Here is a 25,378-nt window from a genome sequence, read left to right on the forward strand (position 1 = left end):
CGCGGCATTTGACGATCGCCGGCACGGCGGCAAAGATGGGCCGATGAGAGAGCCTCCGCCTTCACTCCCGACGCCGGGCGTCACCGAGACGCGGCGCTGGCTGGTCGCCGGGCGCGTGCAGGGCGTCGGCTTCCGGCCCTTCGTCCACCGGCTCGCCCGCGCGCACGAGTTGACGGGCTGGGTGCAGAACCGCATGGGTCAGGTGGAGATCGTGGGACAGGGAACGGGGCCGCGCCTCGACGCCTTCGCGCGCGCCCTCCTCGCCGAAGCGCCGCCGCTCGCCCGGCCGCGCGTCGTCCGGATGGAGCCGATCGACGCCGGCGCGCTCGTGGACTTCGAGATCCGCGCCAGCGAGGCGCGCGGCGCGGCCGCCGTCCACGTTCCGCCCGACTATTACGCGTGCCCCGACTGCGTGCGCGAGATGCGCGACCCGAACGACCGGCGCTACCGCTACCCCTTCATCAACTGCACGCAATGCGGTCCGCGCTACACGCTGATCGCACGGCTTCCTTACGACCGGCCGAACACGAGCATGGCCGGCTTCGCCCTCTGCCCGGAATGCCGGCGCGAGTACGAGGACCCGTTGGATCGGCGCTTCCACGCGGAACCGGTGGCCTGCCCGACGTGCGGACCGCGGCTCCGGTTTCGTGAAAGCGGAGCGGATTCCTCGATCGACGAGCCGGGCGCCGCGTTCGACGCGGCGCTCCGCGCCCTGCAGGACGGACGGATCCTGGCGGTGAAGGGTGTCGGCGGATACCACCTGATGTGCGACGCGCGCAGCGAGCAGGCCGTGGCGCGCCTGCGGCGCCGGAAGCCGCGCCCCCACAAGCCGCTCGCCGTGATGTTCCCGCCCGCCGGCGCAGACGGCCTCGACGCCCTGCGCCGCTGCACGCGGCCCGAGCCCGCGGAGCTCGCCCTTCTCGGCGCGCCCATGCGGCCGATCGTGCTCGTGCGGAAGCGGCCGGACCTCGGGCTCGCCGACGCCATCGCGCCGGGTCTCGCGGAGATCGGCGCGTTTCTGCCCTACAGCCCGCTGCATCACCTGCTGCTTCAGGATTTCGGCGAACCGCTCGTCGCCACGTCGGCCAACGTGAGCGGCGAGCCGGTGCTCACCGATTCGCGCGACGTGGAGTCGCGCCTGGCGCACGTCGCCGACGGATTCCTGCATCACGATCGCGACATCGTCCGCCCCGCCGACGATCCGGTGTATCGCGTCATCGCCGGCGAGCCGCGTCCGCTCCGGCTCGGGCGCGGCATCGCGCCGCTCGAGCTCGATCTGCCGTTCCGACTCGCGCGACCGGTACTCGCGACGGGCGGTCACATGAAGAACGCCGTCGCGCTCGCCTGGGACGAGCGCGTCGTCGTTTCTCCGCACATCGGGGACCTCGGCACGCCGCGCAGCCTCGCCGTGTTCGAGCAGGTCCTCGCCGACCTGCAGGCGCTGTACGGCGTGCGGGCGGAACGCGTCGTCCACGACGCGCATCCTTATTATGCGAGCACGCGCTGGGCCAGGCGATCGGGACTGCCGGCCGTCGCCGTGTTCCATCACCGCGCCCACGCCGCTGCGCTCGCCGCGGAGCACCCCCGCGTCGCCCGCTGGCTCGTCTTCACCTGGGACGGGGTCGGCTACGGTGAAGACGGGACGCTGTGGGGCGGCGAGGCCCTGCTCGGCGCTCCGGGACGATGGCGACGAGTGGCGAGCTTTCGCCCGTTTCGCCTGCCGGGCGGCGAGAAGGCCGGACGGGAACCGTGGCGCTCTGCCGCGGCGCTCTCCTGGGAAACCGGGGCGGAGTGGCCGGCGCTGCCGGAAGACGCGGGGCTGCTGCACGCCGCCTGGTGCAAGGGACTGAACACGCCGTCCACGAGCGCCGTCGGACGGCTGTTCGACGCCGCGGCCGCGTTCACCGGGCTCAATCTGCGATCGAGCTTCGAGGGCCAGGGACCGATGATGCTCGAGGCGGCCGCGACCGACGCGGACGCGCTGCCCCTGCCGCTGATCCGCGACGCGGACGGACTGCCGCGCACCGACTGGGCCGCCCTGGTCCCGATGCTGCTCGACGCGACCCGTCCGGTCGCGGAGCGTGCCGGCCGGTTTCACGCCAGCCTGGCACGGGCGCTCGTCGATCAGGCGCTGCGCGTGCGCGAGGAGCACGGAAATTTCGCGGTCGGCCTGACCGGGGGCGTGTTCCAGAACCGCCGCCTCGCCGAGCTCGCGGCCCGGGCACTGGAGGCGCATGGCTTCGACGCGCACCTGCCCGAGCGCACGCCGTGCAACGACGGAGGCCTGTGTTACGGGCAGGTGATCGAGGCCGCTGACCAGCGGTTCAGTTGAACGACTGCGCCGTTCTGCCGCCGCTTCCGGGGAAACGGACCTCGACGCGCAACCCGCCCGCCGCCGATGTCTCGCCGAGCTCGACCTGCGCGCCGTGCAGCAGGGCGATGCGCCGCACGATCGACAGCCCCAGGCCGCAACCCGCCGCGTCCGTGCCCCCCACCCGGTAGAACCGGTCGAACACGCGCGCCCGCTCGGCCGCGGGGATGCCCGGCCCCGTGTCCGCGACCCAGAGCACGACCTCGTGCCCGCGCCCGTGCGCCCCCACCTCGACGTGCCCGGGCCCCGGCGTGTACCGGATCGCATTGTCGATCAGGTTGCGAAGCATGATCTCGAGCGCCGCGCGGTCGGCGAGGACCGTGCCCTCCGCGCCTTCCGCCAGTCCGAGCTCGATGCCCTTGTCGAGCGCGGTTGCCCCGTACTCGGCGAGGACCTCGCCCAGCAGCGGCGCCAGCTTCACGAGCTCGTACCGCGTGGCCGCCTCGCCGGGATCGAGGCGCGCGAGCGTCAGCATCTGCTCGACGAGACGGGTCGCGCGGTCGACACCGCGCACGAGCTGCGCGAGCGCCTGCGTCCGCTCGGCGTCGCTCGCCGTGCGCGCGGCGACCTGCGCCTGCGCCTTCAGTCCGGCGAGCGGCGTGCGCAGCTCGTGCGAGGCGTTCGCGGTGAAGCGGCGCTCGCTCTCGAGCGCGTCGTCCAGCCGGGCGAGCAGCTTGTTCAGCGAATCGACGACCGGGCGAAGCTCGGTCGGGGCGCCTCCGAGCGGAAGCGGATCGAGCTGATGCGGCGAGCGCCGGCCGATCTCCGTCGCGGTGCGCTTGAGCGGCGCAAGGCCCCGTCCCACTCCGGTCCAGATCAGCAGGGCGAGGACCGGCAGCGTCAGCAGGAACGGCCACAGCAGATCGCGCACGATGTCGCGCACGAGCTCGTTGCGAACGTCCTCGCGCTCGCCGACTTCGACGCGGACCTCCTCGCGATCGCCGTGCAGGGCGAACACGCGCCACGGATTGCCGCCGATCGTACGGTCGCCGAAGCCTGGAGCCTGCGCGAGCGGCGTCTCCGGGGCGCTCGGCGACCGCAGCAGCAGGCGGTCCCCGAGCCAGACCTGAAAGGCGATCTTCTTCTCGTACCGGTGGCCGACGACGCCGTCCGCCGGAATCGCGCCGAGCTCGGCTCCGACGTCCATCTCTCCCGGTTCGTCGAGCTCGTGCTGAGTGAGCGCGAGCAGCACCCGCGCCGACTGCGCCAGCTCCGCGTCGAACAGTTCCTCGATCTCGTGGCGCGCGTTGCGATACGAGAAGGCGGCGAGCACGACCCAGGCGGTCGCGAAGAGCGCGAGCAGGATGACGAGCAGGCGCCGCCGCAGCGAGATCACGCCCCGGCCTTCTTCACGAGGTAGCCCACGCCGCGGACCGTGTGAATGAGATCGGCGCCGAGCTTGCGCCGCAGGTGATGCACGTGCACCTCGACGGCGTTGCTGCCGACGTCCGCCTCGCCGCCGTAGAGCGCCTCTTCCAGACGGCCGCGCGACAGCACCCGGCCGGCGTTCTCGAGCAGCAGCCTGAGCAGCGCGAACTCGCGCGGCGAAAGCTCGACCGGCTCGCCGCGCTGCGCGACGGTGTGCGCCTCCGGGTCGAGACGGATGTCTCCGTGCTCCAGCGCGGCGCTCGCGCGGCCGCTTCCCCGGCGCATCAGCGCGCGTACCCGGGCGTGCAACTCGTCCAGGTCGAACGGCTTCACGAGGTAGTCGTCGGCGCCGGCGTCGAGGCCGATGACGCGGTCGCGCACGGTGTCGCGGGCGGTGAGGATGAGGACCGGCACCGCGTTGCCGGCGGCGCGCAGGGACTTCAGGATATCGAGACCCGCGCGGCCGGGAATCTGCAGGTCGAGCAGCACGAGATCGAACGCATCCCCGCGCAGCGCCCGCTCGGCGGCGAGCCCGTCACGCGCCCATTCCACGACGTAGTGATCGTGCGCAAGGGCGACGCGGATCGCGTCGCCGAGCAGTTCATCGTCTTCGACCAGCAGGAGGCGCATCTTCGGACCGCCGGAGGGAGGAGCAGGCGGCGCAGATTAGTCCCGGCGGCCGGCGTTGGCAACCGCGGGTCCCCGCCTGGCCTGGCCCCGGAACCGGTTCAGCCCTGGGTCGCGTAACTGCGCATCTCGCGATGCTGACGGCGCAGCGCGCCGTCGACGAGCCGCGGGAGCAGTCCATTCAGCCGCACGAACAGCGACTCCGGCCAGCCGAGGTAGACCTCGTCGCGATCGCGCCGGACGGCGTCCACGACCGCCGCGGCGACGCGCTCGGGAGGGTCCATCGCCACCTTGAGCGCCTCGTTCATGCGGTTGAGCGCGCTGCGGTTGAGGGGCGTGCGCGTCGCGCGCGGGGCGATGTACGTGACCCCGACGCCGCTGCCCGCGAGCTCGCGCCGCAGCGCCTCGGAGAAGCCGCGCAGGGCGAACTTGCTCGCCGAGTAGGACGCGAAGTAAGGAAACCCGATCGAGCCGAAAATCGAGCCGATGTTCACGACGCGACCGCGACCCTGCCGCTGCATGAGCGGGAGCACCGCGCGCGCGAGCAGGATCGGCGCCACCACGTTCACGTTGAGCAGCCGCTCGATCGCCTGCGGCTCCTCCTCCTCGAACGGATTGAAATGCAGCAGCCCGGCGTTGTTGATGAGCAGATCGATCCCCCCGAGCACGCGGCCGGCGTGCTCGATCACGGCCTGCCGATCGGCGCCGCGCGTCAGATCGGCCGGGTACGCGTGCGCCTGCGCGCCTTCGGCGCGCAGGCGGTTGGCGAGCTGCTGGAGCCCCTCGGCCTGGCGGTCGACGAGCAGGAGCTGCGCCTCGGACTGCGCGAGGGCGAGCGCCGTGGCGCTGCCGATTCCCCCGGAGGCGCCGGTGAGGATCACGCGGGCGGACTTGAGGTTCATGCGTATCTCCTTTCGTCGAGCGAGCGACTCTCGCGGGGCAGGCTACGGAACATGTCGCCGTAGAGGCGATAGACGACGTTCGCGCAATGGACGATCGCGGCGCGGTCCTCCTCGCGGTCGAGTCGGTTCACCAGGCCCCTGAAGAACTCGATGTGCTCGAGGTCGAGCGACCCGTGCGACAGCAGATAGCTGAACGCCTGCTTCGGCAGCCCGAGCGCCGCCTGCAGGGCCTCCCCCGCGCGCGTCGCGAGCGACACGCTCGTGCCCTCGAGCACGAACACCATTCCGAACAGCCCGGCCGGGTTGCCGCGCTGCACCGTGTCGTACGCATACGCCACCATGAGCTCGGTCGCGAGCGAAGGCCGGCCGCGGCGGACCGCCTCGGCGTCGCCGCCGCACGCCCGGATGTCGTTCAGGATCCATTCCTGGTGACCGGTCTCCTCCTCGATGTACTCCGCGACAGCCGTGCGCAACCACTCCAGGCGCTCCGGCAGCCGCGAACCGCAGGCCATGAGAAGCGGCAGCGTGTGCTTCACGTGGTGGTAGGCCTCGGTCAGAAACGCGATGTAGCCCGGAAGCGGAAGTCGCCCCGCGACGCCGTCCTGCAGAAACGGGATGGCCAGGAACTCGCGCCGGGCGGGCTCGGTGGCGGCATGCAGCTCGTCGTAGAAACTCAAGCAAGAACCTCCTGCACGGATGTGCTTTCGTACAACGCGTTCAGACGCGCGCCATAGCGCGCGAGGATGGCGGACCGACGGGGCCGTCCCGTCCCGGTGAGCTCGCCGTTGGCGACGGAGAACGGCTCGTCGGCAAGAACGAAGCGGCTCACGCGCGCGTAGTCCGGGAGCGAGCCGTTGGCGCGCGCGATGGCCTCCCCGACGAGCGATGCGTCCGCGCGCGCGACGACGATCGCCGCGTTCCAGGGTCGCGCCTCGCCGTACACGACCGCCTGGGCGATGGCCGGCTGCAGCACCAGCTCGCGCTCCACCCACTCGGGCGCGACGTTGCGCCCGTACGCCGTGATGAAGATGTTCTTCTTGCGGCCGGTGAGATGGACGTAGCCGTCGCCGTCGATATGCCCGAGGTCGCCGGTCGGCCAGTAACCCTCGACGAGCGCCGGCGCGCCGTCGTGCAGATACCCCGCAAAGAGTCCGCCGCGCACGAGCAGCTCGCCGTCCGGCGCCAGGCGCACCCCGGCATGCGGCAGCGGCCGGCCGACGCTTCCCGCACGGTGCGCGGCCGGCGTGTTGACGCACACGACCGAGGCGTTTTCGGACAGCCCGTAGCCTTCGAACACCGGCAGCCCGAGCTCGGCCGCGCGCCGCAGGAGCCCGGGGGCGACCGGCGCACCGCCGACGGCGAGGAAGCGCGCCTCGGGCAAACGCGCCTCCCGCGCGACGAGCGCCTGCAGCATCTGGGGAATGAGGATGGCGCTGGTCGCGCCGCTCGTGTGCAGCGCCTCGACCAGGCGCCGCGCATCGAGCCCCGCCGCGCCCTGAAGTCCGCACCGGGCCGAAGACCAGAGACAGGCTTCGCCGCCCGCGAGCAGCGGCAGATACAGCCCTCCGATGTTCTCGAGGAGGGTCGCGAGCGGCAGGAGGCAGAGGTGACGGGCAACGAGCTCCGGGCCCAGGCGCGCATGCAGATTCTGCGCGACTTCGTCGATCGCCGCCTGCGAGAGGCAAACGCCTTTGGGGCTGCCGGTGGTCCCCGAGGTGTAGGTCACCTTCGCGATACCCGCCGGCAGCGGCGATCCCCTCGGCGACACGCGGATCCCGGCATACGACGCGCCGAGTGCCTCGATGTCGTCCGACGGCGCCGGATCGGTAACGGCCAGTCCCCGCACCCGAGCCGGCATATCGGTCACGACGAGCTCGACCGCGGCGTCCTCGATGGCATGCGCGAGCTGCTCGTCGCTGAAAAACGCGGGCAGCGGAACGAGCACGACGTCGGCGAGCTGTGCGGCCAGATCGACGACCGCCCAGGCCGGCGCGTTCTCCATCAGAACGGCCGCCGTGCGCACACCGGCGCGGCGCAGCCGCTGCGCCGCGCATTCGACCGCCCGGGCGAGCGCCGCGTAGTTCACCGCCTGCGACTCGCCCCGGAGCGCGACGGCCTCCGGCCTGTGGCGCGCGTGCTCGAACAGCGTCCGAAGCACCGCGCTCATGCCGGCTCCACTTCGGCGAAGATGCCGGCCGCATACGCGTGCTTCCAGAGGCCGATCAGCCGGTACCGGTCGTTCGTGCGGCGCAGAAACGCGGTGAGCGCGTCGAATGCCTGCTCGACGCTCGCGGCCATGACGAGCGGGCCACTGTCGTAGTAGCGTCCCCACTGCGCGCGCTCCGCCTCCGTCAGCCGACGGGGATCGGCCGGCGCGAGGGTCATGAGCTCGATGCCCATACGGACGAACGCGTTGCGCAACGCGGGAACGGCGGTGAACACCGCCCAGCCGACGCCCGCGCCCTTGAGGTAGGCCGTGAGCGCGGCGATCAGCCAGCGCGCGCCGCCCGAGTGCGCGACCGCGAGGTTTCCGACTTCGACGAGCTCCGCGCGCGACACCTCGCGCCGCAGGGCCCGGCCGAGCGCCCCCTCCACGGGGCACTCCAGGTACTGCTCGAGGAAGAGCGCGCCCGAGGCGGCGGGACGCAGCCCCAGCACCGCCAGGAGCGCACGTCGCGCGTCGCGCACGCTCATGAGATCGGGCAGAAAATGATGCAGGCGCGCACCGTATGCGGCCGCGAAGCTGGCGCGGATGAAGCCTTCCACCTCGGGGCGCTCGGGCGAATCGGCCTTCACCATCTCGACCCGCGACGGGATGGCGCTGGCGTTTTGGCGGGGACCGGCCGAAAATGTCGGCGAACGAACGTCGGGATTCACGGGTGGGGCCTTCTCGCGTGCGTCACTGACGGTCAATCTAGCAGCGCCAACTTAAGACACCCTTAAACGCCCGCTCGTCGCCGACCGATCGTCCATGTCATACCGCCACTCGCTCCACTGACATTCCGCGCACGTGCAAGACCACGCCGACGACTTCGATTCCACCCACGTCACCCTGGCGCACGGCAACGGCGGACGTTTCATGCGCGAGCTCATCGAGCGCGTGTTCGCGCGTCATCTCGCGAACCCGCTGCTCGACGTGCAGGCCGACGCCGTTCCCCTCCCGGCGATCGACGGCGAAATGGTGTTCACGACCGACGGCTTCACCGTGCAGCCGCTCGAGTTTCCGGGCGGCGACATCGGTTCGCTCGCGATCCACGGCACCGTCAACGACCTTTCGGTCGCGGGCGCGCGACCGCTCTACCTCGCCCTCAACGCGTTCATCGAAGAAGGACTCGAGATCGCTCAGCTCGAACGCATCGCTGCGAGCCTCGCGCGCGCCGCGCGCGAGGCGGGCGTGCAGGTCGTCGCCGGCGACACCAAGGTGGTCCGCCGCGGCGAAGGCGGCGGTCTCTACCTCGCGACCACGGGCGTGGGCGTGCGAGCGCGCGGGCTGCGCCTGGGCATGGACGCGATCCGGGCGGGCGATGCCGTCCTGGTCAGCGGCCCGATCGGCGACCACGGCATCGCCGTCATGTTCGCGCGCGAGCAGTTCGGGTTGCGCGGCGACCTGCAGTCGGACGCGGCCAGCGTGTATCCGCTCACCTCGGCGCTCCTCGACGGCCCCGGCGTGCGCTTCATGCGCGACCCGACGCGCGGCGGGCTCGCCATGATCGCGAACGAGATCTGCCGCGCGACGGGCTTGACGGTGCGTCTACGCGAACCCGCCATTCCCGTCCGGAACCCCGTCCGCTCGGTCTGCGACATGCTCGGGTACGACCCCATGTACCTGGCCTGCGAGGGTCGGGTCGTGGCGGTCGTGGACCCGGAACGGGTGGAAAGCGCCCTCGCCGCCTGGCGCCGCCTGCCCTCCGGGCGCGACTCGGTCCTGATCGGGCGCATCGAGGCGGGCAAACCGCACGTCGTCCTCGAGACCGAGCTCGGCGGCGAGCGGCTGATCGAGGAGCTCGAAGACGATCCGCTGCCGCGGATCTGCTAGCGCGCCGTCCGCCCGCCCCCGAAAAAACCCGCGCGCGACCGGCCGTAAGGCCGCCGTGAAACGACTATATTTATAGTTGTCATGGCCAAAGCCCGGTTCGGATCCGAGACCCGCAGGTTACCCTGTATGGGGCGCTCTTCGGGTGCTGTTTTCCGATCGGTTCGGTGGCGTTCCTTTACGCCATCGGCGACTTGCAGGCGGCCGAGGGGCTCGTCGCGATCGTGCAGGCGGCCCACCGCAATCCGCTGCTCTACATCATCGACACCGCACCCTTCTTTCTCGGGCTGTTCGCCCGCATCGCCGGCATCCGGCAGGATCGCCTGAGACGCTTTTCGGACAGCCTCGAGCTCCAGATCGCGGAAAAGACCGAGTCCCTGCAGCGGGCGCTCGCCGAGGCGCAGCGCGCGAACGACGTGATCGCTCACATGGCGGAGCACGACGCCCTGACGGGCCTTCTGAACCGGCGTCGGTTCGAGCTGGATCTCCGCCGCTGGACGGATCATGCGATCCGCTATCGACGCCCGCTCGCGCTCCTCTTCCTCGACCTCGACGACTTCAAGCAGATCAACGACCGCTTCGGGCACAAGGGCGGCGACCAGTGCCTCGCCGCCGCGGCGGAAGCGCTCGTCGCCACGCTGCGGTCGACGGATTTCGCCGCCCGGTGGGGAGGCGACGAGTTCGCGGTGCTGCTGCCGGAGAGCGACGCCGGCGCCGCCGGCCAGGTCGCCGACAAGCTGCTCGCGCGACTCGGCGCGCGCAAGGTCGAGCTGAACGGGGAGCGCCTTGCCGTGTCGGCGAGCATCGGGGTGGCCGCGCTGCCCGAGCACGCGGCGACGGCGGACGAGCTCCTGGCCTGCGCCGACGGCGCGATGTACCACGCGAAGGAGAGCGGGCGAAACCGCTGGCATCTCTACTCGGCGTCCGACGCGGAATCGGATCGCGCGCGGGAGAGAATGCGCTGGGCCGCGCGACTCCGACGCGCGCTCGAGACCGATCAGTTCGTTCTGCTCTACCAGCCGGTCGTGCACCTGACGACCGGCGCGACCGCCCATTACGAAGCGCTGGTGCGCATGGAGGATCGCGACGGCCGGCTGATCAGCCCCGGCGTTTTCCTCGAATACGCCGAGCAGTTCGGCCTGAGCGGCTCCATCGACGCCATGGTACTGCGCAAGGCGTCGCGACGGCTCGCCGAGCTGGGGCGAACGGACGTGTGGATCTCGATCAATCTGTCGCGCACGACGCTCGGCGATGCACGGTTCCTGGAGGCGCTCGAGGACGCGCTGGATCTCGCGCGCCTGCCCCCCGCGCAGCTCGGTTTCGAGATCAGCGAGCGGCTGCTGCTCGATCACATGAACGAGGCGACCGCGCTCGCGCAGCGACTGAAAGCGCTCGGCTGCCGGGTCGTCCTCGACGACGCCGGGCTCAACCTCGCGCTCGCCCGGCATCTCCGGCGTATCCCGCTCGACGTCATCAAGCTGGACGGCGGCCTGGTGCGCCGGCTCGGCGAACCGGACGAGCAGCGCATCGCGTCGACGCTGACCGCCATCGCCCGGGACATGGGGGTCGAGACGGTCGCCAAGTTCGTGGAGGACCCGGCGCTCATCGCGGTGATTCGCGACCTCGGCATTCAGTGCGTGCAGGGTTTCGCGCTCGGCCGGCCGCTGGAGGCCATCGAACCGATCCCGGCGGCGCGCCTGGCCTGAGTGCCGCGCCGTTCGGCTGCCCCCCACGACGATCGCTTGCGCCGCACCCGCGGCCTTATTGGGGAAAACCCTTGGTTGACGCCACACGCCCCGGAACCCACTATTCGTGCGGGAATCGCGTCTGCTTCAAGGCTTCTCATGATCGATCTCATTCACGCGTGGCGACATCTTTTTTCGGCCGTTGTAGCGCTCGCCACCGATTCCGGACAGGTAACCGAACGGCTGAAACTCGCGTACTTCGACCACCTCGTTCATATCTCGCCGAACCCGCACCTCTCCGAGGACCTGCAGGCCGACTTCGCGGCGCTGATGAACGAGCTGCGATCGGCCTATCCCGATCGCCAGGCCGATTCCGGCGCGGTCGACGCGGCACGCGGGTCGAGACTCGCGAAGCGCGTGGTGTCACTATATGAAGCGGTGACGAGGAAACTGTAGCGCCCCGCACCCTGCCGCATGACTCGATCGCCCGCAAGCCGCCTGGAGGCCGCCGTCCTCATTCTCGCCGCCGGTGCCGAGCGCATCTGCTTGCGCGTCGAAAGGGCCTACGCGGATCACCTGCGCGACCTCGAGCCGCGGCAGCTGACGGACCCCGGTCACCGCGCGAAATGGGCCGCGCTGCTCGCCGACCTGCGTCGGATGTATCCGGGAACCGGACCGAGTCCCGATCTCGACGAGGACAAGGCCGCGGCCCTGGCGCGGCGGATCCTGGACTTCTACGACGAGCTGCTGAGAGGTCCGGGTGGTCGGGGAATTCCTTGAATAGCCCCGCGCGATACGGCTATATTCGCTCGCGCTAACAACTAGAACCGGGAGGGTGAACGGATGATCGGCGTTCCTCCGGCCGACGGGAGACAAAAGCTCTACAACGCGCTCCTGGCGCTCGCCTGCGAGAAGGGTCCCGTGGAGGAACGATTGCTCACCGCGCTGCGGCTCGGCCTGTCGCAGATAGATCCTCAGCTCGATCTTCCGGACGACCTGCAACCCGAGTTCCACCGTCTGCGCGGCGCGCTTCAACAGCTCTATTTTCTCCCCGGCCATCCCGGCCCCGAGGCGGCCGTGCGGCAGGAAGCGGCGAAGCTCGCCGGCCGGGTCGTCGCCTTCTACGACCGGCTGGTCCGTATCAAGAGCTGAACGGCGCCGGCCGGCGGTGCGCGTTCAGCGCGTGAGCTTGTAGTATCGCGCGTTCAGGAAGTCGGTCACTTCGACGATCTCCTCGTCGTCCCATCCCAGCCCCTGGGCTTTCACCCAGCGGCGCACCGCGCCCTCGAGCGCCGCGAGCGTACGGGCGCTCCGCCGTTCGCGCACGTGCACGACGCTTTCGTGGCACCCGCGGCAGTGGTTCTCGTAGAGGAGCTGGCCGCGCGGGATCTCGCCCTCGGGCGCCTTCCGTGTTTCGGGGCGTGCCGGCGGCGGCAGCGTGACCTCCGGCGGGCGCTCCCGGGAAATGTCCGCGACCGCCAAAGGCCCTCCCGCGAGCAGACCGCCGAGCAGCAACGCGCGCGTGACGGTACTCATTCGCCTTCACCTCCCTTGAGTCTGGCAAGCACCTCGCGTTCGGCCATCCCGGCGATCTCCAGCGTCTTGCGCGCGGAGCTCGCCCCGGAGATCAACCGCACCTGTGCGCGCGGCAACCCGAGCGCTTCCGCGATCAGGCGCTCCACCGCGGCGTTCGCGCGGCCTCCTTCGGGCGGCGCGGCCACCCGCACCTTCAGGACCTCGCCGAGCCAGCCGGCGATCCCGCTGCGCGATGCCCCGGGAACGACCTTGACGTTGAGCCTCATCCCTCGCTTAGGCGTCCGTCAGGACCGGAACAGCGCGACGGCGAGCAGCAGCCACGCGGCGATGAACGCGAATCCGCCAAAGGGCGTGACCGCCCCGAGCGCGCGCACGCCGCTGATCGCGAGGACATACAGGCTGCCGGAGAAAAGCACCGTGCCGACGAGCATCAGCCAGCCGGCCGCGCGCACGAGGCCCGACGCGGGCAGGTGCGCCGCAATCAGGCCCACGGCGAGCAGGCCGAGCGCGTGAAACAGATGGTAAAGGATGCCGGTCTGGTACGACGCCATCAGCTCCGCGGGGATACGCGCGCGCAGCGCGTGCGCGCCGAAGGCGCCGAGCACCACGACGAGCATCGCGGAAACGCTCCCCAGCGCAAGGAAGAGCTTGGCGGGAAACGGCACGTCGCGGGCGCGGAAGACCGGAATCAGCCCGGCAGGAGCACGACCGAGCCGGTCGTCCTGCGGGCCTCGAGGTCGCGGTGCGCCTGCGCCGTTTCGGCGAGCGGGTACGTGCGGGTGATGTCGATCTTCACCACGCCCGAGCGCACCACCTCGAACAGGTCGTTGGCGTGCGCGAGCAGCGCCTCGCGCTTCGCCGTGTAGGTCATGATGGTCGGGCGCGTCAGGAAGAGCGATCCCTTCGCGGACAAAATGCCGATGTCGAGCGGCGCGATCTTGCCCGAGGACTGACCGAAGCTCACCATCGTGCCCATCGGGCGCAGGCAGTCGAGCGACTTGAGGAAGGTCGCCTGCCCGACCGAGTCGTACACCACGTCCACGCCCTTTCCGAGCGTGATCTCTTTCGCGCGCGCGACGAAGTCCTCCTGGTCGTAGCGGATGACGTGGTCGCAGCCGTGCGCGCGGGCGCGCTCGGCCTTCTCCGTCGAGCCGACCGTGCCGATCACCATAGCCCCGAGGTGCTTCGCCCATTGCGACACGATCGAGCCCACGCCGCCGGCCGCCGCGTGCAGCAGGACGGTCGTGCCGAAGGTCACCGGGTAGCAGCCGCGCAGCAGGTAGCGCGCGGTCATGCCCTTCAGCATCATCCCCGCCGCCTGGCGCGTGGTGATCTCGGGCGGCAGCTTCACCAGGCGATGGGCCGGAATGTTGCGCACTTCCGCGTACGCGCCGGGCGGTTGCCCGGCGTAGGCGACGCGGTCACCGGCGGCGACTTCCGTCACGCCCGGACCGACCGCCTCGACCACCCCGGCGCCTTCGAGCCCGGGGGTCACGGGGAGCGGGAGGGCGTAGACCCCGGTGCGGTGATACACGTCGATGAAGTTGAGCCCGACCGCATCATGGCGCACGCGCGCCTCGCCCTCGCCCGGCGGCACGGGATCGTGGTCTTCCCACCGGAGCACGTCGGGCCCCCCGGTTGCGTGCATGCGGATCGCTTTGGCCATGGATGATATCGGGATGAGGTCGAGTCTTGCGTTGATTGGCGCGCCCCTTGGCGCACAGCAATTTAACATCGCGCCCCCGCCAGTCAAACACATCCTTTTCCCGCGCGCCGCCCGGGGCCGCCTTCCCGCGTCGTATCGACGTTCGCTAGCCGTTCAGGAACTCCCGGACGTAGTACAGCGCGGGCACGAGCAGGCACACCGCGAGCACGCCCTTGATCAGCGCCGACGGCGCCACCCTCTGCAGGCGCGCGCCGACGTACACGCCCGCCGCGCCGCCCAGCCCGAAAAGCAGGCCGAGCGCCCAGTCGGGCGAGACGGCGAGCTCCGGATGAAACGGTGCGAGCGCGTGGTAGAAGAGCACGGCGCCGAGCGAAGTGACGAACGTCCCCCAGAGCGCGGCTCCGGCGATCGCCTGGGCCGGGAGACGGTAGAGCCCCACCAGCATCGGCGCGATGATGCCCCCGCCGCCGATGCCGTACGCGCCGCCCACGAGCCCGACCGCGAAGCCGAGACCGGCGAGCGCCGCGATCCGGATGCGAAAAACCTGCCCCTTGAACGCGAACGCGATATGCGCCCTGTCGAAACGCACCGACTCGAGTCGAGAATCGGCGCCTGCCGCCAGCTCCGGTCGCGGGCTTTGGCGATCCGCCAGCAGCGCCTGCAGCATGCGTACGCCGACGTAGAGCAGCACGAGCGCGGCGAACAGCTTGAACGCGCGCGGATCGACCAGGACGTTCACCCGCACCCACGCGCCGAGGAAGACACCCGGTAGCGTGGCCGCGGCGATCGCCCACGCGAGCGGCCAGAGCAGCCGCCCATCGCGGACGAAGCGGTAGACGCCGCCCGGGATGGCGACGAGGTTGTACAGGATGTTCGTTGCCGTGACGGACGGGCTTACGAACCCGAGGACGCTCACCTGGAAGGGCAACAGCAGCACCGCGCCCGCCACGCCGCCCATCGACGTGAATACCGAAATGACGAACGCGACGAGCGGCGGAATCCAGGGCTGGACTTCGATGCCGGCGGTGGCGAAGTACACGGCCGCTCAGCGGGACGGGCAGCCGGCGGCCGGTCGTGAGCCGCGCGCGGGTTCCCGCGAGCCGCCCGAATGGCCGGTGGATCCGCGCGAAACAGGAACGACGGGTTTGCAACGCTTCAACGACATGGTCAGGCCGGGCACGCGACATGACAAGCGTAACCGCGACGACGCGGAGGAACCAAGCGCGGCGTCGGGCGCCTCCGAACTCCGGCGCAAGCGCCCGGTCCGGCGGCATTCCACCGGCGCGCGCGGTTCCAGGACGAGAGCCATGAAGGCCGTGCTCGGAACCTGACCGCGACCGCAAACGGCGGTGCGCACACGTCAGAAATAGTACGCCGCTCTCAGGTACAGCGACCGTGCGGGCGACAGCAACGCGTCGGTTCCCGAAAGCGGGATGCCGCCGAACTCGTCGCCCGGCTCGCCGGCCGGGACATCGAGCCCGACCTGCAGCTGCACGTCCTGCCGCCAGTCGTAGAGCCCGCGCACCTGCCACAGACCGCTACCGTCGTTCAGGTTCCAGACGACGTTGTTGTAGAGATTGAAGAGCGGCGTGAGCTCCACCCGCAGACCGAGCGCGAGGTAGTCGCGCCCGAGCGTGAAGAGCTCGCCGCGTTCGATGCGCGCGAGCAGCTCGGGATCGGGCCGCGCGTAACGCGCCCGGTCGGTTTCGCCGAAGCCGTTGCGATAGTACTCCGCGTACCCATACGTATTGCGCCCGAACCAGGTCCAGGAATAGTCGATATTGGTGACGAGTGCGTACACCGGGTCGTCGGCGGTATCCGTCACCGTCGCGTCCGCGCGCCACACCGCCCCGCCGATGCTTCTCACCAGCCCGATGCCGCCGAGGCCGTCGTCGTAGTGACGGGCGACGAGCAGATCCAGCTCGTTCGGCCCGGCGCGCATCCGGAGTTTCCCCGCCGCCGAGCTCTGGTCCGACCGCACGCTTCCCGACTCGGGCTCCCGCCTCGGCACGAGCATCGCCTGCGCGTCGCCGCGCGCGAGGACCCATTGCGCGTACGCCATGTCGTCGCCGGTCTTGTAATCCTTGTCGATGGCGATCGGCGAGAACGGATTGACGAAATCGAACGGATGAAAGACGAGCCCGTTCCCCCAGCTGATGGCCTGTCGTCCGAACCGCCACACCCGCTCGGGCGTGCCGTGGCCGAGCGAAAGCCGGTCGAGCCGGTGAACCGCCGCGCGCCGGCCGCCTTCGCTGATTTCGTCCGTCAGATCGAAGAGCCGGCGCGCGTCGTCGGGCAGCCCCGCACCGTCGCGCGCAACGAGGCCGGGCAGATCGGCTAGCCGGCGCAAAGCGACGGAGTCCCCGGCGATGGCGAGCACTTCGTAGTGCACGGACGCGTCCCATCGTCCCTCCCGACCCTCCGCCTTGAGCCTGAGGTCGAGGCCGTGGTCGAGCGCCGGGTCGTCGCCGAACAGCGCGCCTGCGTCGCGCGCCCCGTAGTCCGCACGGGTGAACTGGTACTTGGCGTGTCCCCCGGTCTCCCAGGGAGCGGCGACCGAGACGGACATGCTCCCAAAGAGCGAAAGCCCCACGGTCAGCGCAAGGCAAACCACCTGTGAGGGCTTCATCCGCGCAACCTTATCGGCTCCCGACCCGGCTGTCACACTGCGGTTATGGTCCCGCGATAGGCTTGCCGCGAGTTTCGAACCTGTTTCGCGATTCGGCAATGGCGACACTGACGGTGCTCACCGCGGGCGGGGGCTGCCGGTATTACGGATGGACCGGGGAGGACGGCGACGCGACGGAGCAGGCGCGCTCGGCGTTCGAGCGCCACCGGTCGCTCGGTTACCTGGCCTACGAGCTGTCGGACAGTCGCCGCGGTCGTTACGTGGATCGCTTCAACGCCGACGCCCGGCTCGTCGTCATGCATGCGCCGGCATCGAGCGCGGACCCGGCGCGCGGCCGTCGCGCGCCGTGCGCGCGGTGAACCCTATGCGGGAACGCGGATGCTCCGCGCTTCGCTCAGGCGCAGCTGGACGCGGAGCCGTTGATCTCCTCGACCGAGGCGAGCCAGTACAACGCCTGCTCGAAGTCGCAAAATATCTGCACGATATGGCCCCGGTTCTGCGCCGCCAGCTCGAAGAAGCGGACCTGATCGACGCTGCCTTCCTGGCTCAGCAACACGGCGGTCTTGCGGTGGAAGCACCCTCCGTACCGCCCGAGCTCCTCGGCCAGATACCAGACGTCGACCGTCGACAGGACCGACCTCGCGTTACGCAGGTCGATCAGGATGCGGTGGTCTTCCAGGTTCCGGGCGAGCTCGCAGACCCGGTCGAGCACGGCCTTGCTGGCTTCGAGATCGAGATCGCCCGCCGGCGTGGACTTGATGAAATCGGCCGCTTCGACGATGTGAAGCTTCATGTTCATGAAATCGGCGGCCGAGATCCCGACATACCCGGATCGTACTATCTCGCCGTCGCTCCCGGATAATGGGGCTTTCCCCGACAGCCGCGGATCTCCGCGCTAGTAGCGTGACGCCGTGAGTTGCACGTCGGCCTCGGCCCACGCTTCCCTGAACCGCGCCTCGATCTCGCTCGCCTCCCTTCGCCGGTTCTGCGCGCGGACGCTTTGCGCCAGGCCATACAGCGCCCAGCCGTTGTCGGGATGCCGCTCGAGGTCCGCGCGGTAGACGCGCTCGGCCTCCCTCGCGCGATTCGCCTTGAGCAGCGCGAGCCCGAGGTGGTGCCGCGCGGGCGTGTACCAGTCCGAAGGCTCGCGATGCACCAGCCGGTCCTCTCGCCGGACCGCCTCGCGCAGCAGCCGGATCGCGACCGCATGGTCTCCGCGCGCCTGCGCCAGCTCGCCGGCGAGCACCGCGCGCACGACGCGCAGCGGCTGCGCCATGCTGTGCTCGCCCCAGATGCGCGCGCGCTCGAGCCGCGGATCCTCGGCGAGGCGCGCGAGCGCCAGCAGCTCCTCTCCCGCCCGCGCTGTCTCCCGGGTGCGCGCGAGAGCGACGCCGCGCGCGTAGCGCCATACCCCTTCCACGTAGGGCAGATCGCCCGGCGGCGCGGGCTGCGCCAGGATCTCCTGCCAGCGGCCGAAGCGAACGAGCACGTAAAGCGGCATGGCAACGTGGTGCTGCAGCGACTCGAAACCCGGCGTCCGCAGCAGTCGGGCGTCCTGACGGGCGGCGATGCGCCTGGCCACGTCGATGGCGTTCTCGCTCAGCCCGCCGAAGCTCGCCGCCGCGAGCAGGAAGCGGCGGCTCGGCGGCGCAGCCGACACCGGGTAGAGCCCCTGGGCATCGCACTGCGCGAGATAGGCCTCGTCCGCTTCGATCGCCGCTTCATCGGCCAGGACCGCGTCCCGGTAGCGCCCGACGCGCAGGTAGATGCGCGCCGGCGCGTGCCGCAGACCGGCGACCGCGGGCGCGAGCGCGCGGAGCCGATCGGCCGCCGCGACGCCCCGCTCCGGCTCGCCTCTCTCCACGGCGCGGATCAGGAGATGGTTCGCCCCCGGATGCGACGGATGGCGCTCGAGCACGCGCTCGAGCGCGTCGACGATCGCACGATGGCCGCCCGCTTCCCGATGCTGCGGCGGCGTGGCGACCATGAGGGCCAGGACGTGCAGTGTCGCCGCATCGGGATCGTCCGGGAAACGTCGCGCCACGTCTCCCATTGCCTCGGCATACGCGAGGTCCGGGTCCGTGGCCGTGGACGGCTCCTGCAGGTAACGGCGCGCCATCGCCTCGATGTACGCCTGCTCCCGCTCGGTCACGCGATCGCGCAAGGCGAGCGCGCGTTGAATCGCATGGGCCGCACGCGGTCCGTCTTCGCGTTCGGGCGCCGCGTGCAGGTCGGGCCCGCGCGCGAGCGCCTCGCCCCAGTAGCACATGGCACACGCGGGATCGAGGTGCTGCGCCTGCTGAAACGAGCGCACCGCTTCCCTGCGATCGAGCCCGTAGACGAGCACGAGCCCCTGGTCGAAGAACCGCTGCGCGAGCGGATCCGAGGTCGTGACGAGGTGCCGGTGCGCGGCCGTGCCTTCGAGCAGCGGCGCCACCCGCTCCGCTTCCGGGCTCAACGGCTCGGCGCCTGCCGCGCCCGCGACGAACGACAGCGCGATGACTATCCGTTTCATGAGGCGCTCCTTGCCTGCACGCGGTGGCTCTCGATGCGGCACCCTTGCGCCCGAGCGACACCATCATCGACGCAAGGTAGCGCCATGGCGCGAACCTCACGATTGGGGTGAATCCGGAGCAGTGCGGAATCGCCCCGGCAAACAACGCGATCTTGAAGCCGCGGACGTGCCCGGGTACGCCGGCGAGGCCGGCATCGTTCTTACCGACCGCTCGACAGCTCCCAGCGCCAGACCGTCCCGTCCTCCGGATCCAGGATCTCTCCCAGGAGACGCATACCGATCTTCTCCAGTATGCGGGTGGAGGCATTGCGCTCGGGCAGCGTGTGCGCGATGACCGCATTCACCGCGTTCGCGGTCAGGGCGATTTCGACCAGCTTGGCCGCCATCGCCGTTCCGAAGCCGCTTCGCTCGAACTCGGGAAACGTGAAGTAGGCGATCTCCACGGTCCCGTCCGCCGACGGCGGGCCCTTGAAGGCGCAGGAGCCGACGACCGTGCCGCTGACCTCGTCCACCGCGAGGAAACCGCTCCAGACCGGCTCGTCGTCCGCCGAAGGAAAGAACGCGAGCGACTGGCGCACGACCTCGCGCACCAGCTCGCCTTGGCGGCCGAGCGTGGCGTGATACCTCGCTTCGAAATCTTCCGGGCCGCGCGCCAGGATCGCCTGGAGTGCGGAGTCCACGTGGATGAGCGTGACGGGGCGCATCGCGGGCGCTAGACCGTGACGATGTCCCGGCTCTCGTCCGCCGCAAGGGGCGCCGGCACCAGGGCGAGCCAGGCGAGCAGACGTGTCGCGGGCCGCATGGCGTCTTCTCCTTTACGTCGTCAACGCGGGCGCACGCGTCGTCACGGCGCGCACCGCAACCGCTAAACGAACCGGGCGACGATGAAGATTCCGATCATGGCGAAGGCGAGCGCCAGCTTCGCCGCCGCGCCGAGCACGAGGCCGAAGGTCGCCCCGACGCCCGCGCGCCCCGCCGTGCGCAGGTCGCGGCGCGTGGACAGCTCGCCGATGACCGCCCCGACGAACGGCCCGACGAGCACGCCCGGCAGGCCGAGAAAAAGGCCGACGACGGTGCCGAGCGCCGCGCCGATCATCGCGCGACGCGTCGCGCCGAACCGTCGCGCGCCGAACGCGGTCGCCGCGAAGTCGAGGAGGTACATGAGGAGCGCCATCAGCCCGAGAGCGACGAGCGTGAGCGTGCCGATGTAGGCGAAGTCCTCGGCCCAGGCCGCGAGCAGCAGGCCCCCGAAGAGGAGCGGCGGCCCGGGAAGCGCGGGCAGGAGCAGACCCGCGAGGCCGACCAGGATCAGCGCCACGGCGAGAACCCAGAGCAGGACGGTGGTCGCCATGGTTCAGGTCGCGGCGCCGCGTGGCGGGCGATCCGCCAGGACGACCGACGTCTGCACCTGCCGCTCGGGAATGCGCCAGTAGCGACGGAGCAGCGCGGCGGACTCGTCGCCGGCGACCGGCCGGAAACCGTGTCGCTCGTAGAACGCGATCGCCCACCTGGCCGCCCTCCAGGTGCCGACCAGCAGCGGCGTCCCGGCCCGTGCGCGGAGGAATTCGAGCAGGCGCCCGCCGATCCCTTCTCGCTGTCGCGCCGGGCGCGTGTACGCGTGCCGGATCAGCGCCACCTCGCCGCGCGGCTGTATGCCCATCACGCCGACCAGCTCGCCTTCGATTTCGCATCCCCAGAACGTCACGCCCGCGTCGATCTCCTCCCTCAGCTCCGTCCGCGACAGGTACGGCTCCTTCCAGCGATCCGCCGGGATGACGCCGCGATAGGCCCCGGCCGCCTCGTTGACGATCGCGTAGATCGCCTCGAAGTCGCCCGGCGTACAGGCACGCAGCACGAACGCCGCCTCAGGCTGACGGCTGCCGGTCACGGGCGAGCGCCAGTCGCTCATACGCCAGACGAACGGGCTCCGCACCGTGCTTGCGTTCCAGCCGGCGCATCGTGAAGTGCCCGCGGGCGACGTTCTCGAAGTGGCGCATGAAGAGCAGGTTCAGGGTCGCGCCGCCCACGGCGCCCGCGACCGGAATCAGCCGCACGGCGGCGTGCTGCGAGATCACGACGCCGAAGCGCGCCGCGATCTGGCGGGCCAGCTCGATCGCGTAGGGGATGTGGGCCGCGCCGGCGTGCCGTGCTCCCGGAAAATGCATGCCGAGCGCCACGCGCAGGCCGTAGTAACCGGTCTCGGCCGCGTCGTCCTCCCGCGTGCGGCCGCCGAGCGCGAACACCTGCATGCACGCGAGTCGCGCCTCGAGGTCATCGAGGTTCTCGCCGTGGTCCCGCGCGATCGCGGCGATGGCCCGGAGCATCACCGTCGTGGTCACGGGCAGATCGCCGAGGAGGCCGAGCGGGCCCACGAACCCGCTCGCCGCGCCGCTCAGCGCGACCACGGTGCGATGCAGGGGCGCTCCGGACCAGCGCCGCGGACGCGCCTCGAGCGACCGGATCGCGACGTCGAGCGTGCGCCCGATGCTCGTTTCGGCCGCCTGCCGCAGGCGGCGCTGCCAGAACGCCGGCAGGAGAGTGATACTCTGCTCGAGCGGCGCGCCGAGCATGCTGCTCAGCCAGATCGCGAAGGAGGGCTGCTCGAGCTGGCGGTACGCCGACTCGAGCTCTTCCCTCTCCTCTGCGGAGATCGCGTCCGTCTTCATCGTTTCCATGGTGGGCGAGCGCACCGGTGTCCGCTCCGATGCTAGAGCCTGGCGGGAAATTGCGAAAGCGGGAGAGCCAGGGGCGCTGCGGGGCGCGCCCGCCAAAACCACGCGCGACGCGCCGGATTTCCGGCATCAGCCCCTGCGCTCGTCCGCGACGATGCGGCCGTCGCGCAGCTTGATGAGCCGCCGGGAGAAGTCCATGACCAGCCGGTCGTGCGTCGAGAAGACGAAGGTGACGCCGTGCTCGGCGTTCATGTGCACGAGGAGCTGCATCAGGTTCTCGGCGGTCTTCGAATCCAGGTTGGCCGTCGGCTCGTCGGCGAGCACGAGCGCGGGCTCCGAAACGATCGCGCGGGCGACGGCCACGCGCTGCTGCTGGCCGCCGGAGAGCTCGCCCGGCCGCCGGTGCTCCAGGCCCTCGAGGCCCACCTCCGTCAGGATCTCGCGGGCCTTGCGCGTGCGTTCCGCCGCCGGCACGCCCTGCAGTTGCATCACGAACTCGACGTTCTCGATCGCGGAAAGCACCGGGATCAGGTTGTACGCCTGGAACACGAACCCGATGTGGCGCAGCCGGAGGTCCGCCAGCTCGCCCTTCTCCATCCGGTCCACCCGCCTCCCCGCGACCGTGATCTCTCCCCGCGTGGGCCGATCGAGCCCGCCGATGAGGTTGAGGAGCGTGCTCTTGCCGGAGCCGGAGGGCCCGGAGAGGCAGACCAGATCGAGGCGGGGGATGTCGAGGTCGATGTCGGTGAGCGCCTGCACCGCGACCGCGTCCTGCCGATACACCTTGCTCACGCCCCGGCAAACGACGACCGCGCCGCGGTCCGCAACCGCGCCCGCGTCTGCCCCGCCGGTCACCCTCCCCTTTTCCTCAGGCACGCGTAATCGCCTCGACCGGAACATACCGCGCGGCGCGCCACGCCGGGTAGAGACTCGCGGCCAGGCCCAGCACGAAGACGAGCGCGTTCGCGATCGTCGCGTCGCCCGGGGAAAGCGCGGGGTAGATCACGGGGCTGACGCCGACCAGCTCCAGGCCCTCGGCGAAAGCGGAGAGATCGATGCCGCCCTCGAGCGCCCGCAACGTCGCCCAGGCGGCGGCATTGCCGAGCGCGAGCGCGCAGAGGAGCAGGATCACGGACTCGAGCAGGACCTGCAGGAGGATCTGTCGCGGCGGCATCCCGAGGGCCTGAAACAGGCCGAACTCACGCGTGCGCTCGAACACCGCCATGAGCAGCGTGTTGACCATCCCGAACGACATGGCGACGAACACGATCACGTACCAGATGACGAGGACGACGTCGGTGACGTTCTCGGTCAGAACCAGCAACGGTTCGAGCCGGGTCCACGGCTGGACGTCGGCATCGGGGGCCGCCCGGCGCAGGTCCGCCAATACCGGTCCCAGGCGCTCGCGGTCCGGCGCGACGAGCGCGATCTCCGAGACGGCGTCGCCGAGACCGAGCAGGTCCTGCGCGACCGCGCGGCCCACGAAGACGTAGCCCGTCTCGATCGCCTCGGGGCTCGCGTCGAATATGCCGATCACGCGAAATCCGCGGTCGGCGATGTCGTTCGCGACGTCCTGACTCATGAGCACCACGCGCCGGCCGAGCGCGGTTTCCAGGCGCTCGGCGAGCTTGCGGCCCAGCAGCAGCCCGGGGTCGTCCGGGCTCTCGAGATACCGGCCCTCGGTCACCGCGTCGGCGATAAACGACAGACCGCGTTCCCGCCGCGGCTCGATTCCGACCAGCACCACGCCCGCCGACTCGCGCTCGCTCGAGATGACCGCCGGCACGCGCACCCGGGCGGCCCACGCGCGGACCCCGGGACCGTCCAGCACCTCGCCTAACGCCGGCGGGGGCGCGGGGAGCCGGTGCTCGATCACGGGGTCGTCACGGTACGCCGGCGCGTGGATCTGCACGTGGCCGGTCAGATTGAGGATGGCCTTCGCCAGCTGCTGTTCGAGAGAGCCGCGCGACAGCGCGCCGAGCGTCACCATCGACCAGATGCCGAGCGCGAGCGCGAACAGGATCACGACCGTGCGCCATCGGTGGCGCCAGAGGTTCCGCCAGGCCAGGGTCGCGAGGAGGCCGAGCTCGTTCACTGCACCGCGTGCATCGCCTCGACCGGCTCCAGGCGCCGTATCCGCAACGCCGGGTACAGCGCCGCGGCGAGCGTGAACGCCAGGATGACGGCGGGCCCGAGGAGCAGCGTGACGGGCGAGAGCTCGGGCGTGATCACGCCCGGCAGGCCGAACTGCTGGTGGATCTCCTTCATGCCCGGGAAGGTGAAGCCCTCGAAGTAGAAGTAGAGCGCGACGGCGCCGCCGGCGACGACGCCCAGCGCGAGGCCGATGACGGTCAGCACCGCGGACTCGAACACCACCAGCGCGCCGATGCGAAGCGGCGTGCTGCCGAGCGCGAGCATGATCCCGAACTCGCGCGTACGCTCGAGCACGGACATCAGGAAGGTGTTGAGTATGCTGAACGTGACGATGACGATCAGCGAGATGTACAGAAACCAGTTCTGGAGCATGTCCGCCTGCACGAGCTGCTTCAGTCCCGGGATGAGCGCTTCCCAGTCGCGCACCACGAGGTCCCCGCCCGGCGGAAGAGCCGCGCGGACCAGCGCCAGGGTCGACGCGTACCGCTCGAGGTCCGGGCCGGATACGACGATGGCGTGCGCATCGTCCCCCATGCTGAAGACGTCCTGGAACGTCGCGAGCGGCAGCTGCACGACGTGTCGGTCGAGCTCGGGATTGCCGCTCTCGAAGATGCCGACGACCGGAACCACCGCGGCGGCCACGGACCCGTCGCGCCCGGCGCCGAGCAATGTCAGCTCGTCGCCGACGCCGAGTCGCAGGTTGCGCGCGAGGGTCGCGCCGAGCACCGCCTCCGGCGCATCGACCGCGCTGAAGTAGCGTCCCTGCCGTATGAGCCGGGGAAGCGTCGACACCCGCGGCTCGTGTTCCGGCTCGACGCCCACGACCGGCACGCCGTAGGAACGGTCCTCCCCCGTCGCCAGCGCGAAGCCGTTCGCGCGCACGGCGATGCCCGGAAGCCCCGTTTCCCGGCGCAGCCTCCCGGCGAGCTCGCGCGCCGCCGGGATGCTGGTTCGCATCTGCGGCCTGTCGAGGTATTCCGGGCGCTGTATCTGCATCTGCCCCGTATACACGCGCACGGCATTGTCGATGATCATGTCGTAGGCGCCGAGCTGGATGGCGATCAGGAACACGAGCAACATCGCGGCGAAGGCGATGGCCGAGATCGTGAGCCAGGTGCGCCGGCGGTGCCGCCAGAGATTGCGCCATGCCAGCCTGACGGTAATGCCGCTCACGGGCGAAGTCTCCGCGAGCGGTGGCGACGCCGGGCCGCGGTTCCGAA

At 70.6% G+C, this 25,378-nt stretch carries 29 protein-coding genes; 8 read left to right on the forward strand and 21 right to left on the reverse strand.

Going from position 1 to position 25,378, the window contains the following annotated elements; genetic code table 11:
• Window positions 1-43 precede the first annotated feature (43 nt).
• A complete protein-coding gene (gene hypF / locus SVA_RS10760) occupies window positions 44-2,332 on the forward strand; it encodes a carbamoyltransferase HypF (RefSeq protein WP_096461223.1) in 2,289 nt (762 codons plus the stop codon).
• On the opposite strand, the gene SVA_RS10765 is transcribed toward hypF, so the two are convergent.
• The 6 genes from SVA_RS10765 to SVA_RS10790 all read right to left on the reverse strand — a co-directional run bounded on the left by SVA_RS10765 (window position 2,325) and on the right by SVA_RS10790 (window position 8,145).
• On the reverse strand, window positions 2,325-3,707 hold the full coding sequence (locus SVA_RS10765) for an ATP-binding protein (RefSeq protein ID WP_096461224.1): 1,383 nt from the start codon (window positions 3,705-3,707) through the stop codon (window positions 2,325-2,327). The genes hypF and SVA_RS10765 overlap by 8 nt on opposite strands.
• Window positions 3,704-4,369 (reverse strand): response regulator, encoded by a 666-nt coding sequence (locus tag SVA_RS10770; protein ID WP_096461225.1) that lies wholly within the window; start codon window positions 4,367-4,369, stop codon window positions 3,704-3,706. Before SVA_RS10770 ends, SVA_RS10765 begins: the two co-directional genes overlap by 4 nt.
• A gap of 98 nt (window positions 4,370-4,467) precedes the next feature.
• The gene (locus tag SVA_RS10775; protein ID WP_096461226.1) at window positions 4,468-5,268 is read right to left on the reverse strand and encodes an SDR family oxidoreductase; all 801 of its coding nucleotides are present in this window, start codon (window positions 5,266-5,268) and stop codon (window positions 4,468-4,470) included.
• Window positions 5,265-5,891: an iron-containing redox enzyme family protein gene (locus tag SVA_RS10780; RefSeq protein ID WP_420823884.1), complete on the reverse strand. Its 627-nt coding sequence runs from the start codon at window positions 5,889-5,891 to the stop codon at window positions 5,265-5,267. The genes SVA_RS10775 and SVA_RS10780 overlap by 4 nt, the downstream gene beginning before the upstream one ends.
• Window positions 5,892-5,941: 50 nt before the next feature.
• The gene (locus SVA_RS10785) at window positions 5,942-7,435 is read right to left on the reverse strand and encodes an AMP-binding protein (RefSeq protein WP_096461228.1); all 1,494 of its coding nucleotides are present in this window, start codon (window positions 7,433-7,435) and stop codon (window positions 5,942-5,944) included.
• On the reverse strand, window positions 7,432-8,145 hold the full coding sequence (locus SVA_RS10790) for a thermostable hemolysin (RefSeq protein ID WP_096461229.1): 714 nt from the start codon (window positions 8,143-8,145) through the stop codon (window positions 7,432-7,434). The genes SVA_RS10785 and SVA_RS10790 overlap by 4 nt, the downstream gene beginning before the upstream one ends.
• A gap of 133 nt (window positions 8,146-8,278) precedes the next feature.
• On the opposite strand from SVA_RS10790, the gene hypE reads away from it, so the two are divergent.
• The 5 genes from hypE to SVA_RS10815 all read left to right on the forward strand — a co-directional run bounded on the left by hypE (window position 8,279) and on the right by SVA_RS10815 (window position 12,138).
• Window positions 8,279-9,304 carry a hydrogenase expression/formation protein HypE gene (gene hypE, locus SVA_RS10795; RefSeq protein WP_197703165.1) on the forward strand — a complete coding sequence of 342 codons (1,026 nt, stop codon included), beginning with the start codon at window positions 8,279-8,281 and terminating at the stop codon, window positions 9,302-9,304.
• A gap of 164 nt (window positions 9,305-9,468) precedes the next feature.
• Window positions 9,469-11,007 carry a putative bifunctional diguanylate cyclase/phosphodiesterase gene (locus SVA_RS10800; RefSeq protein WP_096461230.1) on the forward strand — a complete coding sequence of 513 codons (1,539 nt, stop codon included), beginning with the start codon at window positions 9,469-9,471 and terminating at the stop codon, window positions 11,005-11,007.
• A gap of 138 nt (window positions 11,008-11,145) precedes the next feature.
• Window positions 11,146-11,442, forward strand: a complete 297-nt coding sequence (locus SVA_RS10805; protein ID WP_096461231.1) for a hypothetical protein — start codon at window positions 11,146-11,148, stop codon at window positions 11,440-11,442.
• 18 nt (window positions 11,443-11,460) lie between these two features.
• On the forward strand, window positions 11,461-11,766 hold the full coding sequence (locus tag SVA_RS10810; protein WP_096461232.1) for a hypothetical protein: 306 nt from the start codon (window positions 11,461-11,463) through the stop codon (window positions 11,764-11,766).
• Window positions 11,767-11,829: 63 nt separating this feature from the next.
• Window positions 11,830-12,138, forward strand: a complete 309-nt coding sequence (locus SVA_RS10815; protein WP_096461233.1) for a hypothetical protein — start codon at window positions 11,830-11,832, stop codon at window positions 12,136-12,138.
• A gap of 24 nt (window positions 12,139-12,162) precedes the next feature.
• Here SVA_RS10815 and SVA_RS10820 read toward each other — a convergent pair whose 3' ends face one another.
• The 5 genes from SVA_RS10820 to SVA_RS10840 form a co-directional block, all read right to left on the reverse strand.
• Window positions 12,163-12,522, reverse strand: coding sequence for a c-type cytochrome (locus tag SVA_RS10820; protein ID WP_096461234.1), 360 nt, complete (start codon window positions 12,520-12,522; stop codon window positions 12,163-12,165).
• A complete protein-coding gene (locus tag SVA_RS10825; RefSeq protein WP_096461235.1) occupies window positions 12,519-12,788 on the reverse strand; it encodes a DUF167 domain-containing protein in 270 nt (89 codons plus the stop codon). Before SVA_RS10825 ends, SVA_RS10820 begins: the two co-directional genes overlap by 4 nt.
• Before the next feature lie 18 nt (window positions 12,789-12,806).
• Window positions 12,807-13,139, reverse strand: coding sequence for a DUF423 domain-containing protein (locus SVA_RS10830; RefSeq protein WP_096462920.1), 333 nt, complete (start codon window positions 13,137-13,139; stop codon window positions 12,807-12,809).
• Window positions 13,140-13,210: 71 nt separating this feature from the next.
• Window positions 13,211-14,188 (reverse strand): quinone oxidoreductase family protein, encoded by a 978-nt coding sequence (locus tag SVA_RS10835; RefSeq protein ID WP_096461236.1) that lies wholly within the window; start codon window positions 14,186-14,188, stop codon window positions 13,211-13,213.
• A 145-nt stretch (window positions 14,189-14,333) separates the two neighbouring features.
• Complete coding sequence (locus SVA_RS10840) at window positions 14,334-15,227, reverse strand: sulfite exporter TauE/SafE family protein (protein ID WP_096461237.1); 894 nt, start codon at window positions 15,225-15,227, stop codon at window positions 14,334-14,336.
• On the opposite strand from SVA_RS10840, the gene SVA_RS10845 reads away from it, so the two are divergent.
• Window positions 15,214-15,519 carry a hypothetical protein gene (locus tag SVA_RS10845; RefSeq protein WP_148665446.1) on the forward strand — a complete coding sequence of 102 codons (306 nt, stop codon included), beginning with the start codon at window positions 15,214-15,216 and terminating at the stop codon, window positions 15,517-15,519. The genes SVA_RS10840 and SVA_RS10845 overlap by 14 nt on opposite strands.
• Window positions 15,520-15,548: 29 nt before the next feature.
• On the opposite strand, the gene SVA_RS10850 is transcribed toward SVA_RS10845, so the two are convergent.
• Window positions 15,549-16,817: a hypothetical protein gene (locus tag SVA_RS10850; RefSeq protein WP_148665447.1), complete on the reverse strand. Its 1,269-nt coding sequence runs from the start codon at window positions 16,815-16,817 to the stop codon at window positions 15,549-15,551.
• A 98-nt stretch (window positions 16,818-16,915) separates the two neighbouring features.
• On the opposite strand from SVA_RS10850, the gene SVA_RS10855 reads away from it, so the two are divergent.
• On the forward strand, window positions 16,916-17,176 hold the full coding sequence (locus tag SVA_RS10855) for a hypothetical protein (protein WP_096461240.1): 261 nt from the start codon (window positions 16,916-16,918) through the stop codon (window positions 17,174-17,176).
• Between the two features lie 35 nt (window positions 17,177-17,211).
• Here the strand turns inward: SVA_RS10855 and SVA_RS10860 are convergent, their stop codons facing one another.
• The 9 genes from SVA_RS10860 to SVA_RS10900 form a co-directional block, all read right to left on the reverse strand.
• On the reverse strand, window positions 17,212-17,610 hold the full coding sequence (locus tag SVA_RS10860) for a hypothetical protein (RefSeq protein WP_148665448.1): 399 nt from the start codon (window positions 17,608-17,610) through the stop codon (window positions 17,212-17,214).
• A gap of 102 nt (window positions 17,611-17,712) precedes the next feature.
• Window positions 17,713-19,332 carry a hypothetical protein gene (locus SVA_RS10865; RefSeq protein ID WP_096461242.1) on the reverse strand — a complete coding sequence of 540 codons (1,620 nt, stop codon included), beginning with the start codon at window positions 19,330-19,332 and terminating at the stop codon, window positions 17,713-17,715.
• Between the two features lie 200 nt (window positions 19,333-19,532).
• Entirely contained in the window at window positions 19,533-20,036 is a 504-nt protein-coding gene (locus tag SVA_RS10870) for a GNAT family N-acetyltransferase (protein ID WP_096461243.1), read from the reverse strand.
• Window positions 20,037-20,197: 161 nt separating this feature from the next.
• The gene (locus SVA_RS10875) at window positions 20,198-20,683 is read right to left on the reverse strand and encodes a DUF456 domain-containing protein (protein ID WP_096461244.1); all 486 of its coding nucleotides are present in this window, start codon (window positions 20,681-20,683) and stop codon (window positions 20,198-20,200) included.
• A 3-nt stretch (window positions 20,684-20,686) separates the two neighbouring features.
• Entirely contained in the window at window positions 20,687-21,220 is a 534-nt protein-coding gene (locus tag SVA_RS10880; protein WP_197703167.1) for a GNAT family N-acetyltransferase, read from the reverse strand.
• Window positions 21,198-22,022 carry an EcsC family protein gene (locus tag SVA_RS10885; protein ID WP_148665449.1) on the reverse strand — a complete coding sequence of 275 codons (825 nt, stop codon included), beginning with the start codon at window positions 22,020-22,022 and terminating at the stop codon, window positions 21,198-21,200. The genes SVA_RS10880 and SVA_RS10885 overlap by 23 nt, the downstream gene beginning before the upstream one ends.
• A 111-nt stretch (window positions 22,023-22,133) precedes the next feature.
• Window positions 22,134-22,880, reverse strand: a complete 747-nt coding sequence (locus SVA_RS10890; RefSeq protein ID WP_197703168.1) for an ABC transporter ATP-binding protein — start codon at window positions 22,878-22,880, stop codon at window positions 22,134-22,136.
• Window positions 22,873-24,099: an ABC transporter permease gene (locus SVA_RS10895; protein WP_197703169.1), complete on the reverse strand. Its 1,227-nt coding sequence runs from the start codon at window positions 24,097-24,099 to the stop codon at window positions 22,873-22,875. The genes SVA_RS10890 and SVA_RS10895 overlap by 8 nt, the downstream gene beginning before the upstream one ends.
• Complete coding sequence (locus SVA_RS10900; RefSeq protein WP_197703170.1) at window positions 24,096-25,331, reverse strand: ABC transporter permease; 1,236 nt, start codon at window positions 25,329-25,331, stop codon at window positions 24,096-24,098. The genes SVA_RS10895 and SVA_RS10900 overlap by 4 nt, the downstream gene beginning before the upstream one ends.
• Window positions 25,332-25,378: the final 47 nt, after the last annotated feature.

The organism is Sulfurifustis variabilis, from assembly GCF_002355415.1.
Classification (GTDB): domain Bacteria; phylum Pseudomonadota; class Gammaproteobacteria; order Acidiferrobacterales; family Sulfurifustaceae; genus Sulfurifustis; species Sulfurifustis variabilis.

Excerpts from the sequence above, each read along its gene's own strand:
- SVA_RS10870 (WP_096461243.1), bottom strand. The coding sequence starts at position 20,036 with ATGCGCCCCGTCACGCTCATCCACGTGGACTCCGCACTCCAGGCGATC.
- SVA_RS10865 (WP_096461242.1), bottom strand. The coding sequence starts at position 19,332 with ATGAAACGGATAGTCATCGCGCTGTCGTTCGTCGCGGGCGCGGCAGGC.
- SVA_RS10830 (WP_096462920.1), bottom strand. The coding sequence starts at position 13,139 with ATGCTCGTCGTGGTGCTCGGCGCCTTCGGCGCGCACGCGCTGCGCGCG.
- SVA_RS10860 (WP_148665448.1), bottom strand. The coding sequence starts at position 17,610 with ATGAAGCTTCACATCGTCGAAGCGGCCGATTTCATCAAGTCCACGCCG.
- SVA_RS10805 (WP_096461231.1), top strand. The coding sequence starts at position 11,146 with ATGATCGATCTCATTCACGCGTGGCGACATCTTTTTTCGGCCGTTGTA.
- SVA_RS10820 (WP_096461234.1), bottom strand. The coding sequence starts at position 12,522 with ATGAGTACCGTCACGCGCGCGTTGCTGCTCGGCGGTCTGCTCGCGGGA.
- SVA_RS10875 (WP_096461244.1), bottom strand. The coding sequence starts at position 20,683 with ATGGCGACCACCGTCCTGCTCTGGGTTCTCGCCGTGGCGCTGATCCTG.
- SVA_RS10770 (WP_096461225.1), bottom strand. The coding sequence starts at position 4,369 with ATGCGCCTCCTGCTGGTCGAAGACGATGAACTGCTCGGCGACGCGATC.
- SVA_RS10825 (WP_096461235.1), bottom strand. The coding sequence starts at position 12,788 with ATGAGGCTCAACGTCAAGGTCGTTCCCGGGGCATCGCGCAGCGGGATC.
- SVA_RS10810 (WP_096461232.1), top strand. The coding sequence starts at position 11,461 with ATGACTCGATCGCCCGCAAGCCGCCTGGAGGCCGCCGTCCTCATTCTC.
- SVA_RS10785 (WP_096461228.1), bottom strand. The coding sequence starts at position 7,435 with ATGAGCGCGGTGCTTCGGACGCTGTTCGAGCACGCGCGCCACAGGCCG.
- SVA_RS10815 (WP_096461233.1), top strand. The coding sequence starts at position 11,830 with ATGATCGGCGTTCCTCCGGCCGACGGGAGACAAAAGCTCTACAACGCG.
- SVA_RS10775 (WP_096461226.1), bottom strand. The coding sequence starts at position 5,268 with ATGAACCTCAAGTCCGCCCGCGTGATCCTCACCGGCGCCTCCGGGGGA.
- SVA_RS10855 (WP_096461240.1), top strand. The coding sequence starts at position 16,916 with ATGGCGACACTGACGGTGCTCACCGCGGGCGGGGGCTGCCGGTATTAC.
- SVA_RS10850 (WP_148665447.1), bottom strand. The coding sequence starts at position 16,817 with ATGAAGCCCTCACAGGTGGTTTGCCTTGCGCTGACCGTGGGGCTTTCG.
- hypF (WP_096461223.1), top strand. The coding sequence starts at position 44 with ATGAGAGAGCCTCCGCCTTCACTCCCGACGCCGGGCGTCACCGAGACG.
- SVA_RS10835 (WP_096461236.1), bottom strand. The coding sequence starts at position 14,188 with ATGGCCAAAGCGATCCGCATGCACGCAACCGGGGGGCCCGACGTGCTC.